The organism is Pacificoceanicola niger (assembly GCF_048553275.1).
Taxonomy (GTDB): Bacteria; Pseudomonadota; Alphaproteobacteria; order Rhodobacterales; family Rhodobacteraceae; genus Pacificoceanicola.
Map to the genome: position 1 here is coordinate 22,065 of NZ_JBLZMW010000028.1, position 17,705 is coordinate 39,769.

Genomic DNA, 17,705 nt, shown 5'->3' on the forward strand with positions numbered 1-17,705 from the left:
AGTTCTGGCCTTCCACCCCGGAAGCGATGCCTCGTCGGCTCGCGCCGCAGATCCTATGATGTGATTGAAGCCAAGACCCCGCAACCTCAGGTGCCGGACTCGGCGACGGCATCGAGACAGCGCATCGACCGCCCCGTTGCCTGCTGACGCGATAGCAGTGCCTCGATCTCAAGCTGAGCGTCATAGAGCGCAACGATCTCCCGCTTCGACACCGACGGGTTCGACGCCACCTGCCGACGGCAGTCGCTGAAATCCAGCCGCTTGAACCGCGCCTCGACGATTTCGGGCGCAGATCCCACCGCCTTGATGAACAGGTTGGAGTTCGGGGAATACCCCCGTGCTGTGCTGGCACCCACCGGAAGCGGCAGGATGGCCCCTGCCCTTCCCCCGATGCGCCGGACGGCAAAATCAGCTTCTGACGCGGCCGCCACGAAACGGAAGTCTTGATGCTTGGTTTGACCGACGCATTTGGGCCGCAGCGTTGGTCGGCGTTGCCAGACCTGGAATACCGTATGGACCGGATGCCGATGGTCTCCGACGCGGAAGAGTTCGTCATGCAAGGGCATCTCACTCACAAGATGAAACCGACGGTCCAGTCGGCTCTGCATCGAGCCTTTCATCAGCGAGGCCGGCAGGATCATCGCGATGACCTCGGCATATTCCGCCGCCCGGTTAAAGAATCGGATCGCGAGAGAGGCATTCTTGCCGAACGGCGGGTTGCCCACGAAAACGATGCGGCGGGCGTCCTGATCTGGCTGCCAGGTCAGATAGTCCGCCGCGATGATCCCCGGAGCATCCGGTGAAATGTCGATCCCGACGCGCGGCTCTGGCAGCAGATCGAGAAAGGTGCCATCGCCAGCTGAGGGTTCGACGAAGAGGTCCGCCGACAGGTCCGGCAAGACATGCCAGAGATGCTGCAGGCAGGATTGAGCGGTTTCGGGGCGGGTGTAGAACTTGTCGAGAGGGTTGGCGGGCTTGGTCTTGCTGGAGAGTGACATTCGAGGCTCCTGAGGTTGATCAGGAACCAGATCGGTACGATGGACTCCGCTCGGAAACGAAAGCCATCGCCTCGCAAGAAATTTCATTTATTGTTTAATTACATTTACTTATCTACCGATCTCCGGATTGTTCATAAATCGGAAACGGCTGTTCTCGAGGCGTTTGGCCTGCCAATTTCTGCACTCTCCTCGCGGCGACTATCTGCGCCCTGTCATCAGAACAGGAGTAGAACATGTTGACCGTTGAAGACGTAGCCAGCCATTGGAATCTCACCTCAGGCACAATCCTTCGGTACATCGCGGCAGGGCGGCTGCCGTCGCAACGTCTGAACCGACAGCACCGGGTGGCATGGGAAGATGTCTGGGGATGCGAAGAGGGCCCCTACCCGCGCTCGGCCGAGATGCGCAAGCGCAACGAGTTGCCGCTGGTCGGCAAGACATCCATCGCCGCGGCGCTGAACGTCAGCCTGCGCACTGTTGACAGTTGGATCGCGGATGGCATGCCGACACGCCGCGTGTTCAGCAATGTCCGGGCAAATCCGGTGGATGTGTCAGAATGGCTGCGGGGCCGGTTTGGCTTCGAGATTGATCCGGAAGAGCTGCTCCCGGAAACCCCGTCGCACAGTGCGACAGAGGGATCCATGCAATGAGCCGGCAAGCCGCGCGTGTCGCACAACCGCCCCCGAACATAAATCGGTGTTATCTTTGGGGGCCTCACTGCGAAATCCCGGAAATCCACGCAACGAGGTGCGAATTCGCCCGCCGGGCGCGATCTCCTGAAGGGCCAAGGACGGCCCTGCCCCGACCCGCCGCTCAGCGCCTCTGCCTGTGCAGACGCTGAACGGCGGGACGGAACCGGGAGATGAATATGAACACGATGACGACTTTCATGATGAGCGACGTGCTCAATTGGGCGCGGGCCCAGGCCGTGAAAAAGGATGCGCTCTACGAGCTCGAGAAGATCCCGGCGCGCCTCGGTTATCTCGACGAGGAGATCGGGCTGATCCCGGCTGATTTGGCATATTTCGAGCGGCACATCGCGCCTTCCCCCTACGGCGCGGTCTCGAAGGCTGCCGACCTCGACAAAGCCCGCAAGCGTGGCAATTCCCGCATCCGGTCGCTGCTCGGACGGTTTCACGAGGCGCATGGAACCCGGCGTACTGCTCCATCGATCCGTGACAGCTACACCAAGCTTATCGAGTTCATTTGCGCGCATGAAGGCTTCGTGGAAGAAGGGGCGTTGTTCACCAAAAATGCGCACAAACCCTTCGTGACACTCCGCGCCCGAGCGCGTGTCGCCCTGCCGGATCTCGACCAAGCCGAAATCGATCGGCTCTGGTCGGAGGCAACCCCGGACGGCCGTCGCTCATTGCGCCGAGCGCTTTTGCGTATCTTGGAACTTCACCGCAAGCACAACATCCTGCCTGGTCTTGCCGGTCTGCTGCCCCACCCGGGGTTTGTCATTCCGTCGTCTCCCGACCGCGCGCGCAGAATTGAGTGGAAATCGCTTCCCACAGATTTCCGGAGCGATGCCGAGGCGGTCTTCAGCAAGACTCTACGAAAAGCATCTGACCTCAAAGCCTGGGCGCGCGAGCAGCTCAAAGCCGGTCGCACGGCTGTGGAGATCGACGCAGAGATCGCGGCATTGAAGAAGAACCGCAAGCGGACACCGAAAAACCCTGAGACAGCATCGGCTGGATACAGACAGGCGACAACCTGGCTGCTGCGGGAACAGACCGAAGCCGGCGATGATTTTGCCACCCTGCCGTCCTTCGATGATCTGTTTTCGACCGAGGTCTTGGACGTCGCCTGTGCCGCTCAGATCGAGCGGTCGCGCAACTCTTCTAACCTCAAGAATCCTGACAAGAGTTCGACTTTGTGGTCCCGCATCACTAATCTGAAAACGATCGCCCGGCATGGCCTGCAATCGAAAGAAGCGCTGGCCGCGCTGAACGTGATCGAGATAGTCTACGATGACTTCATCCTCTCGCCGCGGGCGATGACGGCAGAAGTTGAAGCCGTCGTCGACAGGCTGCGTCTGAACCCTCATCTCGCAGCAGTGTTCGTCAATTCGCCGGACCGTCTGCATGAAATCGCTGAAAAAGATCTTGCCGAGGCGAAAAAAGGAACGTGGGGAGAAGAGCAAGCTCTGCGCCTGCACGCGTCTGCCGCCGCGCGAGCGATTCAGGTCAGTCGGCCCCTTAGGACCAGCAACCTGTTTTACGCGCGCATTCGCGCGACGAAAGACACGCCGCGCAACGTCATATGGGTCAAGGACCGCGCGCACGCGGAGATCCGTTTTGCCGGGGTCGAAGTCAAGAACGGACAAACGGTGATCGTCAACGTCGTCGGAGCCGATGCCGAAATCCTCTGGGACTGGCAAAAGGTGCATCGCCCGCGGTTGCTCGAATTGCGCGATCTTGAGGATAGTCCCTACCTCTTCCCCGGCACGGCCACCCCGCGGCTGCGCAGCGACCGGATGCGGCTGCCGCCCGGTGCCATGTCCGTCGCAGCCATCGCGGAACTTTGGGATCTTGGCGAGCGCCACCTCGGCCACGGCATGACGCCCCATCAGTGCCGCCATGCTGTCGCCACGCTGCATCTTGCAGTTCATCCCGGCGACTACGCCACCGTGGCTTCGATCCTCTGCAACTCCGAAGAGATCGCGCGAAAGCACTACGGCAAAGACAGCGGACAACAGGCAGCACAGGCGGTGCGCGCAGCCCTACTCGCAAAACACCCCGATATCTTCAGACGCCTGAAAGGAAACCTCCCATGAGAAAGACCCTTGAAGAGAAACTCGTCCCGCCGGTCCCGCCTGCGGTGCGCCGGGCCATGCTGGACGCGCGTGAGGCGCTGCCGCCGGGAGGTGCAGACGTCACCGCGCGTCTTTTCGCGGCAATGAAGGAGAACCGGGACGCCCCTACCCTGCCCTCCTCAAAGAGCTTTCGCGACGCAGCAGCTTCTGAATCGACCTTCAGAACCCTGCTTCGATGCCTTGCGCGTTATGCCCCGCATATCTGCACATCTAACGCCGTCACAGTCAGTGAGGAATGGTATGCCCGGAGGCCGAAACACGTCACAATGGGCAAGTCGACCCCCGTCCAACCGACTATCTGGCCAGCCGCTTGGCGCGCGTTGGCCCCCGCCCTCGATGCGGCTCCGATCAAGCAAAGCTCGAAGCGCCGCTATCGGGCGAGCATCGACCGCTGCGCAGCTATGGTGCGTGCAGGCCGCGCGTCAAGCGACTTCGGATTTGTCGCCGCTGCCGATCTTGCCGACGCCTTCCTGTTCAACGCCGACGCGACTGCACGGGTGAAACCGATCACGGCGGCAGGCTACCTCGACGGCCTGATCGCCCTCGGTCGGTTCGGCGGGATCGACCGCGTCCACCTTCTGCCCATGCAGCTGGTCGCGGAAGATCTGCGCGAACAGGCCGCCATGATGCCGAAAAACAAGGAGGCGCGGATTGGCGCGTTCATGGAGCGCGGAGGCTTCGGGTATGCTGCTGATCGCATCGCAGTGTGTCTAAGACGCGCCGAAAGTCTGCCCGTGCACAGCGCCGCCGGTCGCAGGGCGCTGCAGACCGCAATGGTCTGCGCAGTCTTCATGAACAAACCGGCGCGAAAGGGCGATATGGTAAGCTGGCGCATCGGGCATGACATTGTGCGACAGCCGAACGGGGAATGGTCTCTGGCTTGGCAACAGGGAAAGACCGGAAAGAACACGGAAGCAGGCGTGCTTTGGCCTGAAGTCTGCTACATCCTCGATCTGTGGATACTCGGCGGCCGCCCGGACCGTTTGGTTTATCACAGGTACCATGAGCTTGAGGGGCTGTTCCTGCTATCCCAGTCAGAATGCCAGGCGTATCGTAACCTTCCATCAGAATTGACGCTTTCCGCAATCGGCGTCCCGTCTCACGACCTCCGCACAGCCGCCGCGGACTACATGCGCCACTACGACCCGGAACACGCAGCGAACGTGATCTCCGCTCACTTGGGCCACGGATCGCAGAAGTCGGGCGAGGCTTATCGCTCTGAATGTTCTGCAGCTGCCGGACAGTCCGAATGGCAACGTTCGAGAATGATTTGGTCATAGCGATGAGATGTTTCGGAAGGCATCATGACTTTGGGGGACGTGGACTGCACTAAAGGGACTGCTTTGGTGCCAGTGTTTGATCAGTCATTGATTTCACAAAGATAATAGTCGACGTCAGGAATAGCATGGCTTGAACCTTCAAACTCTTCGATGAGCAATTTCTGACAGTCTACGTCAGATGGGATCTGGTCCAAACCGAGGTATGTTGCGGTAACTTCGCGCAAGTATGCGTCGGCTGACTTCTCGGTTCGGAAGAGCTTTACTTCATTCCCATTGTCGGCATCGAAGATCGCTACAGCATACATCTTGGTTTCATGCATTTTCTCGGCTCCTGTGAAATTTGCCGTTTGTTAGCTGCGAAATCTTGATGGTTTGTATAGATATTCAGGTTCTTTCGATCTCAGCCTTTATTGTCTTTGTTAGGTGGACCCTTCTAAGACGGGAGTTGTGGTGACCTTGGTCTTGAAGTGTGCCCGCGGGCACAGTCCATCCGGCTATAAGCCAAGTGTGCCCGCGGGCACACTTGGGCAACCTATTGCGGCTGTTCTGACCCAACGAAGTTAGGCGAGTTATTCAAGCCATCAAAGAATGCTGACGTAGGAGATGGTATTTCGATGATCCTGGTCGCTATGTCGTTTAGGATTGTGGCGACCACCTGTAAGTTGTTTCTCCCGAGAGCCGCCGCAACTACGTTTGGCTTCATCCCAAGAAGGGTGGAAAAGTCTATCAAACGTCGAGCCAGACTTGAAAACGAGGTCGGAGCTTCTTCGTAGAAGGAGCGCACTTCCGAGATGCTATTCCAGATGTCTTGATGGGTGGTGTTTTGTGCTTCGTAGTTATTTTTATTTTCTGTTCTTTTTTTTCTTTGGCGGACATCTTGTCCGGCAGAGACGGGCAGGGGGGCTGTATTGACCTCCTGCGGCTCGTCTGAATTGCTTGATTTCTTGATGTCGCCGCTGGAGATTTCCTCGTGCGCGTCTTCGACTTGTTCGTCGCTGGACATGCTCTCCCAAAGCTTTTTTACGATCTCATCGCGAATGTCTATCAAGGCCTCCAAACTGATCTTGCGACGGATGATGCGGCCAGCCTCTGCAAACCAGTTTACGACATCGACGTCGGAAATCGTGGAAATCGCTTTGTTGCAGAGTTGTCTGGCTTCCGATCGTAACGCACGGATGGTGGCGGCTTCGTGAGTGGCGCGTTTGGCGAGCGCATATATCTCTTCTGCCTTGTAGATCAGCGGAGACATATCAATACCGAAAGCCGCGACAAGCACGCCGTTCTGGTAGCGCGGAAATCGTTTGCCGTTGTTGCTGTCTCGGCGAACAGCGAGCCCAAGTTGGCAGAAACGGTCAATGCTGCGTCTCACGGAGCGCTCATCGACAGTCACTTGGCAGCGGTCTACGATGGCGGCGTTGCTTGCAAAGACACACAACAACTGGCCAGGTGAAATCTCGGCGGAGGATCCTGTTCCCTTGGTTTTTATGAAACTCAGCAGGGCCAAGAGTACGGGAAGGTCTTTGCCTTTAAGGCCGAGGCTTTCCGCCGCTGTGCCGAGCGCATGGACCAATTGGCGGCGGAGTACGGGGGTGAATACCCGCTGTTCGGCGATCGTTGCCATGCCGGGAAGGGGCTTATGCGAAGATATGGCTGGGCCGTGCCCATCCGCAGTGCGCGATACAGGTTCTGTGTTCATCATAAAATTTCAGACGGCAAAACCTCTTTGCCCACCCGAAAGGTGTTGCGCTGATTCGCGTGAGGAGGTATCCATTAGGTGCTAAACAGATGGAGCCCTCTGAAGTGTGTAACAGCCTTCGGGGGGTTTCTTTTTGCCGGGTGTCTGCTCCTTGCTCTGGTTTTTGCCTGTGTGTGCGGGCTTGGCCCGTCTTCGCCACGGCGACCGTATCGACCGCCGCGTATTCGCTGTTACGGGTCGTCGCGGTCAGACTGCCAGCGCGCGTAGAGTTCAGGCATCTGCGCGTCGAGGAAGGTCAGGAAACCTTCCTCTTCCGGGTCGGCCATCTTGTAGGTCGTTTGTGCCGGACCGGCAGACAGTGCCGTGATGCGCCCTGGGACGACAGTCGCTTCGCCGGTTGGTTGCGCCGGGGCCTTCTTCGTCGCCAATATCCTCAGAAGCGCTTTCAGGCGCTTATCGCTGTCGTCCTCAAGGTGGATGTCTTTGAGCAGGCCGAGCTTGCGGGACTGGGACCAGCCTTCGGTCAGCTTCCGCAGGTCTTCCCACGGCCTGCGCCCGGACTTAGGGGCAGGGCCGATGGCGCGGATCAATTCTTCGGGGAGATCTTCGATAATGCCGGTCATACGGCTGATCTGAGTGCGGTTGGTTGACAGGGCCTTGCCGGCGAAATCGGTCGTATGACCGGCCTTGCAGATGTCGTAGGCAAAGAATGCCTTCTCGATGAAAGACGGATCACGGCGCGCACTGTTTTCAAGACCTCTCGCTGCGATCGCTTCTTCGTCAGTCATGTCGACAATCTGGCAAAGAAGGTCGCGGCCCAGCCTGCGGCAAGCCTCAAGTCGTCGTCGGCCGTATACGATTTCCCGGTCTCCGCTCGGCAGGCGGCGCACCTGGGCGGGCACCCGCTGACCGAACTCCCGGATGGATTCGACGAGGTCGTCAATTTCTGCGTCGAGCGAGAAGCGGTCAGTCAGCAAGCTGTCCTTAATCAGGCTCGGGGGCAGGGTGACAAGACGATTGTCCTTCGTCGCCTCCTGTATCGCATTTGTCCTGGCAACAGTTGGACTTGTTTTTCTCATCTCCTCACGTGAGACGTCGGCGCGCTGGAAAGGTTTTGGCGCTTCCTCATCTGTCGGCTTGGCCGAAAGCAAAGAGGCAAAGGTGTCGTGACGTTTCCGTTTCATTCGATCCGTCCCCAAGCACGATGGATTTCCCGCAAAATCTCGTCGGTCACGCGCCTAACTGAGTCAAAGGCGCGGTCGTATGTCTTTCGGGTCATGTCCCGCGGGTCGACCTCGATAAGGGGCTGGATCGTGTTTGCGGCATCGCTGATTGCCGTGGATTTCACGAACTCCGGCCCCATAACCCGATTTCCCAGCGCGGCGCGTAGGAAGCCCGCCATTTGGACCGACGGATTGTCCGTCGCTTCGTACTTGGTGATCAACACCTTGATGAAATTGAAGGAATGATCCGAGGTCTGTTCTTCGATCGTGCCGATCAACCCCGATGCCATATCGAGGAAGGATCGGAGGCTCATGGCATCAATCATTGACGCTCCGACCGGGATGATTACGCCGGTGGAAGCGAACAGGGACGACAAGACAGCGAAATTAAGCGCCGGAGGCGTGTCAAACAGGATGATGTCGTAGTCTTCCTGGATGGTCTCCAACTGCAAGCGGAGGCGATCCTGAAAGCTACCAGTTGACCCCGTACGATCCTGGAAGGAGAGGGCAGTTTCGAATTCGAATTCCATGATCTGCATCGATGCGGGGATCAGGTGCAGCTTCGGAAAATAGGTGGTGCGGACCGTGTCGCGGATCGGAACCGGATCCTTGAAAGTGATTGCGTCATAGATGGTCAGCATGTCCGGATCCTGATCCGGATGGCTCCCAAGAAGGTTGGTCGCGCTTGCCTGAGCGTCAAGGTCGATCAGCAGCACCCGATAGCCGCGTGCCGCAAACATTGTCGCCGCATGGATGACGGTCGACGTCTTGGCCACGCCGCCCTTCAAATTGAAGGTCGAAACGATTTGCGTGCGTTCTCCATCTTGTCGACGAGGGTAGTCCTTTGCGGAAATCTTGCCGATGCTGTAAAGATAGTCCTGAAGCTGGTGGACTTCTTCAAGGCGGAAATAGCGGCGATTTGCGTTGGTTAACTCGCCTTGAGGCAGGTCTTCAGGGAGCTTTGCATGGTGCGTTCGGAATGTCGTGACCTTCATATTCATGAGGTCCGCAGCTTCTGCCATGTTGAATTCACGGAGGTGCTTGCTCGCGTCCGGAGGGTGGAAGGTCTTAGCATGCGCTTGGAGCAGATTGTCCATGCTTTCGGACATGTCCGCAAATTCGGTAGATCCTCTGATCACTGCCGCCGCCCTCGTTGTGTTTCTTGTTAACCACACGACTACGTTGATTTTTGGGTAAAATCCAGCTTTTCGTCAACGACAAGGCTATTTTGATGCTAAGGCTGCCTTGGCTGCCGACAACATTTCCCGCTAACCGATTGAAAAATCAACATATTGGTTCAGTCAGCATGCACGGGCGTAAGAGTAGTCAAGGTGAGCACATGTGGTAAATTGACGGACGATTGGTACATTATGAAGTAGCCATTCCGAGCTGCGGTCGGCGGCAAGTAGAATCGCCGTGAAGCGGCGCGTGTTAGACTGCTTAGCTCCCGAAAAGTTGCATTTTTCGCATCAAACAGGAATAGCTCAGTCGTGTACGGCTGTTGGATGAAGAACCGTCAGCGGAGGCAGGCATCACAGGCCAAAGATCAAGGAATAATTGAGTGACATTGACCTGTTCGCCCGGCAAAAAGTCATTCACCCATGATCGGCGATCAGTCACCGCAAAGCGCGCAAAACTTCTTGGATTTTTGGAACGAGGGAGCGTTCGGCGTCTGACATGATGTCCAGGCGGTCGAACCAGTCAGGATTCGCATCGAGAGCAGAGCGGAGAGCGGTGCCAAAGGCCATGCGCAGTTCAGTGCCAATGTTGAACTTGCAGATCGCCGACCCGCGCGCCAGCGCGCGTCGCTGATCGGCCGGAACACCCGAGCCCCCATGGATCACCAGCGGCAGGTTCGTGACGGCCTCGATGGCGCGGATGCGCGTCTCGTCCAGACGGTGACCCGCGCCTTGTTGCAGATGCACATTACCGACGGAGATCGCCATGGCGTCGATGCCGGTCTCGGCGGCAAAGCGTCGTGCCTCTTCGGGGTCGGTGCCCGCGCTTGTCGCTCCATCGGCATACCCCACGAAACCGATCTCGCCCTCGCAGGAGGCGCCCACCGCATGGGCCAATTCGGCAATACGCGCGGTCTCGTCGATGTTCTGCTGCAAAGGTTTGCGCGAGCCGTCGAACATCACCGAGGTAAACCCGCAGTCGAGCGCCTGCCGACACTCGTCCAGCGTATAGCCGTGGTCCAGATGGGCGACGACCGGAACGCTGGCCGCTTCCGCCAGATGGCGTAACATGGCGCCAAGGACGGGCAGGGGGGTGTGGGCGCGGCAGGACGGCCCGGCCTGCAGGATGACCGGAACGCCCTCGGCCTCGGCGGCGTCGACATAGGCGCGCATGTCCTCCCATCCAAGGCAGACCAGCCCGGCCACGGCATAGCCGTCGCGCAGCGCCGGTTGCAGGACGTCCGAAAGCGTGACCAGCGTCATTTGAACTTGGCAATCATGTCCTTGATGCCGGGGATCGTCTCGATCTGATCGGCATGGGACGGCTGAAAGAACTGCACAAGCGGGCGTTGCGACAGCCCGCCGAGGATGGTGAAGTAATACATCTCGTAGCCTGGCAGCACGCAGCAGGGGTGATAGCCATTGTCCAGACAGATCGTCGAGCCATCGACGATGTGATAGGCGTCCCCCGGCTTGCCATCTTCGCGTTGCAGCATCTGCAGGCCAGATCCGTGATTGGGCTTGAATCGGAAGTTGTAGGTCTCGTCATGCCGCGTTTCCAGCGGAAGCCTGTCGGTGTCGTGCTTGTGGCTGGGAAAGCCGGACCAGCCGCCCGCGCCCACGGTGAACAGTTCGGACACCAGAAGGCGGCCCACTTTGTCATGCTGTTTCTGGCCGAGGATGTGCTTGATCTTGCGGTGGGTTTTCGTGTCGTCTGATCCGTATTGCACCAGATCGTGCTCGCGCACGTCGAACGGGTCGAGCACCTTGTCGTATTTCGCCCCGGCGACAAAGACCTCGGCCGTGTCAGACACACAGACCATTGTGACCTTGGCGCCGGAGGGCACATAGACCCCCTCGGGCTCGCCATCCCAGACATCGGTGCCGCGATTGCCGAGGTTGGCGAAGGGGACGCCCTCGACATCCACATCGACCGTGCCGGTGGCGGGGACGATGCAGGTCTCAAACCCCGGCACCTGATAGTCGAAGGCCTGACCCCGGCTGAGCTTGACGATGTTGAAGTAATTCAGCGGCACGGTCGGGTTGTCGATATCGACGATAGGCCGGTTTCGGTTGTCGTAGGGGGCGATATGCATGGCTGTCCTTCAGGTCAGGCTGGGGCCGGGGTGGCCGCGCAGAAAGTCGTCCAGTTCGGCGGTGTCGGGCAGGGCGGGCGCGCAGCCGGGGCTCGAAACGGTGATCGACGCGCAGGCAGACCCGCGCAGCACCGCGTCCTGCACCGATTGACCGCTGGCCAGCCCGCTCAGGAACCCCGCCATGAAGCTGTCGCCCGCACCGACAGGTTTCAGGGCGTCCACGGCATAGATGCCGGTGCGCAGGGTCTTGCCCTCGGAAAAGGTCATCGCCCCCTCGGCGCCCATCTTGTAGATGACGATGGCAGCGCCCGCATCGGCCAGCGCCTGCGCCTTGGTCAGGCCCTTGTCATAGGCCCCGGCCACAAAGCCGAATTCCTCGTCATTGCCAACGATTACGTCGGACAGGGCCGCAGCCCGGCTAAGCACGTCTGACGCAACTTCTGCCGAGGGCCAGCTGTAGGGACGGTAATCCACGTCGAAGATGATCGGCAGACCGGCGCCGCGCGCAAGGTCGATGGCACGGAAGGCGGCGCTGCGCGACGGCTCGGACGCAAAGACGGTGCCTGCGGTGATCAGCGCGCCATAGGCGGCGTAATCGACCGCCTCGACATCGGCGACCTCCATCTGGAAATCGGCGGCGCCGTTGCGGTAGATGACGTTGCGATGGCCGTCCATCACGCTTTCATAGACCGCCAGCGAGTTGCGATACTCGCCGCCCACCGGCGTCACGTGGCGCGGATCGACACCGTAATGTTTCAGCCGGTTTATGCAGTAGCGGCCCACCGCATCGTCGGAGACACGCGTGACCAGCGCAGCCTTGCTGCCCAGCTTGCACAGGCCCACGGCGGTGTTGGCCGCCGACCCGCCAAGATCGACGGTCATGCTCTCCGCCTCTTCGACCTTGACCCCGGCCTCGGTGAAAAAGTCGATCCCGGCGCGCCCGATGATGACAAAGCTGTTCTTTTCAAGCCCGCCCAGCCGCATGTTCCCCCCTTGCGCCATTCCCGGCGGCAGGTTACGAAATTTGCAACCGGTTGCAATGCGAAAACGAACCCTGAGAGGCGGCACAGAATGACCCGGATCGGCATCGGCATCGTTGGCGGTGGTTACATGGGCAAGGCCCATGCCGTAGCCATGTCCGCCGTGGGGGCCGTGTTCGATACCGCCCTGCGCCCCCGGCTGGAAATGGTCGCGGCCTCCAGCCTTGAGAGCGCCACGCGCTACCGGGACCAGTTCGGCTTTGCCCGCGCGGCCCGTGACTGGCAGGAGCTGGTCGCTGATCCAAAGGTCGAGGCCGTCATCATCGCCGCGCCGCAAGACAGCCACCGGGCGATTGCCGAGGCCGCCTTTGCGCTGGGAAAGCCGGTGTTCTGCGAAAAGCCCCTTGCGGACACCGTCGAAAATGCCCGCGCCATGGTCGCCGCCGCCGAAGCTGCGGGCGTCGCCAACATGGTCGGCTTCAACTATATCCGCACGCCTGCCAGCCAGTTCGTCCGGCAGCTCTTGGCCGAGGGCGCCATCGGGCGGGTGACGTGGTTTCGCGGCGAGCATACCGAGGATTTCTATGCCGACCCGACCGCGCCGCGCGGTTGGCGTGGGGTGGGACAGGCCAATGGCAATATGGGCGATCTGGCCCCGCATCCGATCAACGCCGCGCTGGCGCTGATGGGGCCGATCGTGTCGGTCATGGCAGAGGTCGAGACCGTCCATGCTGAACGCCCCGGTGGCCCTGTCACCAATGACGACCATGCCCAGATCATGTGCCGCTTTGCCTCTGGCGTGATGGGGCACATCTATTCCAGCCGCACCGCGACGGGCCGCAAGATGGGCTATGCCTATGAAATCCATGGGACACAGGGCGCGATCCGCTTTGACCAAGAGGATCAGAACGCGGTCTGGCTCTACCGCGCCGAAGGGCCGGAGGCCACGCGCGGTTTCACGAAGATCCTGACCGGTCCGGCGCATCCGGATTACGCACCCTTTTGCCAAGGGCCGGGGCATGGCACCGGCTATCAGGACCAGATCATCATCGAGGCGCGCGACTTCTTGCGCGCCATCGAGACGGGCAGCGCGGTCTGGCCCAGCTTTCGCGACGGGCTTGCCGTGGCCGAGGTGGTCGAGGCGGCCTTGGCTTCATCAAAGACCCGGCAATGGGTGCCGGTCACGCAGGTCTAAGAGAGAGACATGACAATTCGCATCGGCAATGCGCCCTGTTCCTGGGGCGTCGAATTCGCGGATAATCCGCGCAATCCAAGCTGGCGCAGCGTGCTGAGCGACTGCGCCGAGGCGGGCTATACCGGGATCGAACTGGGCCCTGTGGGCTTCATGCCCGAGGACCCGGCGGAATTGGGCGAGGCGCTGGACGAATACGGGCTGGAGCTGATCGGCGGCGTGGTCTTCCGCCCCTTTCACGACCCGGACAAGTGGGACGAGGTCATGGATGGCGCGGTGCGCACCTGCAAGGCGCTAAAAGCGCACGGGGCAAAGCATTTCGTGCTGATCGACTCGATCTCGCCCCGGCGTGCGCAGACGGCGGGCCGGGCGGCGGAGGCCGAGCAGATGGACCCCGCCGAGTGGGCGGCCTTCCGCGACCGGATCGTCACCATTGCCCGGATGGGGGCCGAAGACTACGGTCTGATCCCGGAAATGCACCCGCACGCGGGCGGTTTCATGGATTTCGAGCCCGAGGTCGAACGCCTCTTGTCAGAGGTCGACCCCGACCTGCTGAAACTGTGCATCGACACCGGCCATTGCACCTATGCGGGCTTTGATCCGGTGGCCTTCATGAAACGGCACATGGAGCGGATCACCTATGTGCATTTCAAATCCACCGATGCGCAGGTCAAGGCGCAGGCGATTGCCAATCGCACCGGGTTCTACGACGCCTGCGGGCAGGGCATATTCTGCAACCTGTCCGAGGGCGAGGTCGACTTTCCGGCGGTGCGTCAGGTGCTTTTGGACAGCGGCTATCAGGGCTGGTGCACCATAGAGCAGGATTGCGACCCGACGCTGGACCCGGACCCGGCTGGCGATGCCCGGAAGAACCGCGAATACCTTGAAAGCATCGGCTTCAACTGAGGACTAACGGCCATGGCAAAACTGAAATGGGGCATGATCGGCGGCGGGGAAGGCAGCCAGATCGGACCGGCACATCGTCTGGGCGCGCAAGCTGACGGGCAGTTCGAGTTTGTCGCGGGCGCGCTGGATCACAGGCCCGATGAGGGCCGTGCCTATGCGCAAAGCCTCGGCATCGACGCCGACCGCGCCTATGGCGATTGGCGCGAGATGCTGGCGGGTGAAAAGGACCGACCCGACCGGGTTGATCTGGTCACCGTCGCCACGCCGAACGCCACGCATTTCGAGATCACCAAGGCCTTCCTTCAGGCCGGGTTCAACGTGCTGTGCGAAAAGCCGATGACGATGACCGTCGAAGAAGGCGAGGACATCGTCCGCGTGGCAAAGGCCTCGGGCAAGATCTGCGCGGTGAACTACTGCTACTCTGCCTATCCGATGATCCGGCAGGCCCGCGCCATGGTCGCGGCGGGCGAGATCGGCAAAGTGCGGCTGGTCGTCACCAATTTCAGCCATGGCCACCACGGCGATGCGACCGACGCCGACAATCCGCGCGTGCGCTGGCGCTATGATCCGGCCATGGCGGGGGTGTCGGGGCAATTCGCCGATTGCGGCATCCATGCGCTGCATATGGCCTCGTTCATCACAGGCAATCAGGTCGAAAAGCTTTCTGCGGATTTCGCCTCGACCATCCCCTCGCGCGAGTTGGAAGATGACGCGATGGTCAATTTCCGCATGGCGGGCGGTACTGTCGGGCGGCTGTGGACGTCCTCCGTGGCGATCGGGCGGCAGCATGGCTTCGACATTCAGGTGTTTGGCGAGACGGGGGGGCTTCGCTGGGCTTCAGAGCAGCCTAACCAGCTGATCTACACGCCGGTTGGAGGCCGGACGCAGATCATCGAGAAGGGCGAGGGCGGCCTGCATCCTGACGCGCAACGCCTGTCCCGCGTGGCCATCGCCCACCCCGAAGGCTTTCCGCTGGCGGTCGCCAACATCTATTGCGATCTGGCCGACGCCATCCGGGGCGAGGCACGGGACGGTCTGCCCAATGCGGCAGACGGGGTGCGGTCGATGGCGGCGGTCCATGCGGCGGTGGCCTCGGCCCGTCAGGGCGGCGCATGGGTGGACGCCCGCCCGCCAATGTTCCGTTAGGGCAGGGGGCGCAACGTCCTGCGCTCGATCAGGGCGCAGGGCAGGACGCGCGTTTCGACCGGGTGGTCGGGATCGGCGACAAGGGCGCTGATCAGGTCGACCGAAGACCGGACGATCTCGGGGATCGGCTGGCGGATCGTCGTCAAGGCGATATTCTCCCAGCCTGCCATTTCCATATCGTTCAGGCCGATCAGCCCGACATCCTCGGGCACGGACAGGCCGCAATCCCGAACCGCCGACATGGCCCCGATGGACAGCACATCGTCGCCGCAGAAATACGCCTCTGCCGGACCTTGTTGGACCAGTCTCAGCATCTCTCGCCGCCCGGCGTCAAAGCTGTAGGCGGTTGCGAAGCTGTGGCTCAGGACCAGGTCCGGACGGGCCGCGACGACCTCGGCAAAGCCGGTCAGCCGGTCTTGGGTCGTTGTCGCGGCCTCTGGTCCGCCCAAAAAGCCGATCCGCCGATATCCCCGCGCGATCAGGGTCGAAGCAGCCAGCCTGCCAGCGGCGACATTGTCGATGCCGACGATATGCACCTTGGACGCTGCGACAGGTCGCCCAAAGCTGTTGACGATAGGGATACCCGCCTCGGCAAAGGCTTCGGCGAAACTGGGCGGCAAGGTGGAGGAGGCAACAACGACCCCGTCCACCGAATACTGCCGCAACATGCGCACCGAGTTCGTCGGGTCGGTCTCGTCCGACAGGTTGACCAGAAGCGGGCGCAGGCCCCGATCCTGCAAGGCCCGGGTGAACAGGTCGAAGACCTGCAGGAAGACCGGGTTGTGAAAGTTGTTCGACACCAGCCCGATCAACTTGGTCCGGCCCGTGGTCAGCGAAGAGGCCAGCGCGTTGGGGTGATATCCCAACTCGCGCGCGGCCTGTTCGACCTTGGCGCGCGTCTTGTCGGACACGGACGCGCCGGGTGTAAAGGTTCGCGAGACGGCAGAGCGTGACACGCCCGCGCGTTTCGCGACATCCTTCAACGTGACTGCCATCGCCTGCTTCTCAAGTTTCGCCTGCCGCATACTGATCGCTAACCGCCCTGCGCGCGACTAAAAAGACTCCGGCAGGTAGATCTGTTGGTCAAGTCCTGACGCACCCCGCCCCGGCTCATCCGGCCTCAGGATCGCACCTGTCATCCGGTCCAGCAGCGCGCTGCACAGTTGATCCAGCGGCGTGGCGATCACCATCGTGACATATCGATCGGACAGGCCGCGCTGGCTTTCGGGGGTCAGTTCGTTGACGATCAGTGTCACCTTGTCCGAGGGGCGCATCTCGCGAAGCGCGGCGATGGCGCCTTCCATCCCGCCGCCCGCGACATAAAGGCCGTCCAGATCAGGCACGCGGGTCAGCAGGTCGAGCGTTGCTTCATACGTCAATTGGCGGGTCTCAAGGTTGATCGCCGTGTCGAGGACATGGATGGCGGGGGCGTATTCGCGCAAGTAGGATCGAAACCCGGTCTCGCGCATGGCCTGCCCATGCCAACGGGTGCCGCCCACGAAGACCGCGACCCTGGCTGGGCGTTGCAGGCGGGTCGCCATCATCCATCCCGCTGTTCGCCCCGCCTTGAGATTGTCGAGGCCGAAATAGCCGCGCCCGGTCGCGCCGGTGAAATCGTTCAGCAACGAGAATAACGGGATGTGCCGGGCGGCCAGTTCGGCGCTGAGATTGGTCAGGCTGGCATGGTTCACGCCGGTGGCGGCGATGGCCTGGCATCTATCCGCCAAAGTTCGGATTTCACGGACAAAATCCTCGGGTGATTGAGACACGGAGAACCGGATCGAACATGTGATCCGTGCATCAGGGCGCGCGGCGCAGGCAGCTTCGATCTGCTGGGCGAAGCGCTGATAGAAATGCTGGCTTTTCTTGTGCAGGACGAAGCCGAGGGACAGGTCCGGTCTCGTGTCGCGCAGGCCATCTTCGAGATGCCGGGGCAGGGGATAGCCCAATTGTTGCGCGGCCTCTGTCACGCGCTGTCGGGCGCGCGCGGACACGTTGGGGCGCGCGTTCAGAACACGGTCGACCGTGGCGGCCCCAAGGCCTGTCGCATTGGCGAGGTCTGCAATTGTCGGTTTTCGTGTCATCCGTGCTTTGAGGCAATTACATCAGTATGGCGCAAATAATTGGTGTTTTTTGAGGTAATCACAATCGAAATTTCTATCTGGCCATTTTGGTAGGGGATAAGGTGCCCC

At 60.8% G+C, this 17,705-nt stretch carries 16 protein-coding genes; 6 read left to right on the forward strand and 10 right to left on the reverse strand.

Annotated features, from left to right (window positions below):
* Positions 1–86: 86 nt before the first annotated feature.
* Positions 87–998, reverse strand: coding sequence for a hypothetical protein (locus ACN2XU_RS22775; RefSeq protein ID WP_419412655.1), 912 nt, complete (start codon positions 996–998; stop codon positions 87–89).
* Positions 999–1,231: 233 nt separating this feature from the next.
* Between ACN2XU_RS22775 and ACN2XU_RS22780 the strand changes: the two genes are divergently transcribed.
* The 3 genes from ACN2XU_RS22780 to ACN2XU_RS22790 all read left to right on the forward strand — a co-directional run bounded on the left by ACN2XU_RS22780 (position 1,232) and on the right by ACN2XU_RS22790 (position 5,096).
* Positions 1,232–1,648 (forward strand): helix-turn-helix domain-containing protein, encoded by a 417-nt coding sequence (locus ACN2XU_RS22780; RefSeq protein ID WP_419412656.1) that lies wholly within the window; start codon positions 1,232–1,234, stop codon positions 1,646–1,648.
* A 218-nt stretch (positions 1,649–1,866) separates the two neighbouring features.
* Complete coding sequence (locus tag ACN2XU_RS22785) at positions 1,867–3,777, forward strand: site-specific integrase (RefSeq protein WP_419412657.1); 1,911 nt, start codon at positions 1,867–1,869, stop codon at positions 3,775–3,777.
* Positions 3,774–5,096: a hypothetical protein gene (locus tag ACN2XU_RS22790; protein WP_419412658.1), complete on the forward strand. Its 1,323-nt coding sequence runs from the start codon at positions 3,774–3,776 to the stop codon at positions 5,094–5,096. Before ACN2XU_RS22785 ends, ACN2XU_RS22790 begins: the two co-directional genes overlap by 4 nt.
* 80 nt (positions 5,097–5,176) lie before the next feature.
* Here the strand turns inward: ACN2XU_RS22790 and ACN2XU_RS22795 are convergent, their stop codons facing one another.
* The 7 genes from ACN2XU_RS22795 to iolC form a co-directional block, all read right to left on the reverse strand.
* Positions 5,177–5,416 (reverse strand): hypothetical protein, encoded by a 240-nt coding sequence (locus tag ACN2XU_RS22795; RefSeq protein ID WP_419412659.1) that lies wholly within the window; start codon positions 5,414–5,416, stop codon positions 5,177–5,179.
* Positions 5,417–5,628: 212 nt separating this feature from the next.
* Positions 5,629–6,717: a helix-turn-helix domain-containing protein gene (locus ACN2XU_RS22800; protein ID WP_419412660.1), complete on the reverse strand. Its 1,089-nt coding sequence runs from the start codon at positions 6,715–6,717 to the stop codon at positions 5,629–5,631.
* 305 nt (positions 6,718–7,022) lie between these two features.
* The gene (gene repB, locus ACN2XU_RS22805; protein ID WP_419412661.1) at positions 7,023–7,976 is read right to left on the reverse strand and encodes a plasmid partitioning protein RepB; all 954 of its coding nucleotides are present in this window, start codon (positions 7,974–7,976) and stop codon (positions 7,023–7,025) included.
* Positions 7,973–9,124 carry a plasmid partitioning protein RepA gene (gene repA, locus ACN2XU_RS22810; protein ID WP_419412662.1) on the reverse strand — a complete coding sequence of 384 codons (1,152 nt, stop codon included), beginning with the start codon at positions 9,122–9,124 and terminating at the stop codon, positions 7,973–7,975. The genes repB and repA overlap by 4 nt, the downstream gene beginning before the upstream one ends.
* A 507-nt stretch (positions 9,125–9,631) precedes the next feature.
* Positions 9,632–10,456, reverse strand: a complete 825-nt coding sequence (locus tag ACN2XU_RS22815) for a class II fructose-bisphosphate aldolase (protein WP_419412663.1) — start codon at positions 10,454–10,456, stop codon at positions 9,632–9,634.
* Positions 10,453–11,289 (reverse strand): 5-deoxy-glucuronate isomerase, encoded by an 837-nt coding sequence (locus ACN2XU_RS22820; protein ID WP_419412664.1) that lies wholly within the window; start codon positions 11,287–11,289, stop codon positions 10,453–10,455. Before ACN2XU_RS22820 ends, ACN2XU_RS22815 begins: the two co-directional genes overlap by 4 nt.
* Before the next feature lie 9 nt (positions 11,290–11,298).
* Positions 11,299–12,273 (reverse strand): 5-dehydro-2-deoxygluconokinase, encoded by a 975-nt coding sequence (iolC, locus tag ACN2XU_RS22825; protein WP_419412665.1) that lies wholly within the window; start codon positions 12,271–12,273, stop codon positions 11,299–11,301.
* An 87-nt stretch (positions 12,274–12,360) separates the two neighbouring features.
* Here iolC and ACN2XU_RS22830 point away from each other — a divergent pair, with 87 nt between their 5' ends.
* From ACN2XU_RS22830 to ACN2XU_RS22840, 3 genes are read left to right on the forward strand one after another with little or no spacing between them, the layout of a single operon-like run.
* Positions 12,361–13,464, forward strand: a complete 1,104-nt coding sequence (locus ACN2XU_RS22830; RefSeq protein ID WP_419412666.1) for a Gfo/Idh/MocA family protein — start codon at positions 12,361–12,363, stop codon at positions 13,462–13,464.
* 9 nt (positions 13,465–13,473) lie between these two features.
* On the forward strand, positions 13,474–14,367 hold the full coding sequence (locus ACN2XU_RS22835) for a sugar phosphate isomerase/epimerase family protein (protein WP_419412667.1): 894 nt from the start codon (positions 13,474–13,476) through the stop codon (positions 14,365–14,367).
* Between the two features lie 12 nt (positions 14,368–14,379).
* On the forward strand, positions 14,380–15,513 hold the full coding sequence (locus ACN2XU_RS22840) for a Gfo/Idh/MocA family protein (protein WP_419412668.1): 1,134 nt from the start codon (positions 14,380–14,382) through the stop codon (positions 15,511–15,513).
* Here ACN2XU_RS22840 and ACN2XU_RS22845 read toward each other — a convergent pair.
* Positions 15,510–16,508: a LacI family DNA-binding transcriptional regulator gene (locus tag ACN2XU_RS22845; protein ID WP_419412669.1), complete on the reverse strand. Its 999-nt coding sequence runs from the start codon at positions 16,506–16,508 to the stop codon at positions 15,510–15,512. The two genes, ACN2XU_RS22840 and ACN2XU_RS22845, sit on opposite strands and share 4 nt — an antisense overlap.
* Positions 16,509–16,565: 57 nt before the next feature.
* Positions 16,566–17,597, reverse strand: coding sequence for a LacI family DNA-binding transcriptional regulator (locus tag ACN2XU_RS22850; protein WP_419412670.1), 1,032 nt, complete (start codon positions 17,595–17,597; stop codon positions 16,566–16,568).
* Positions 17,598–17,705: the final 108 nt, after the last annotated feature.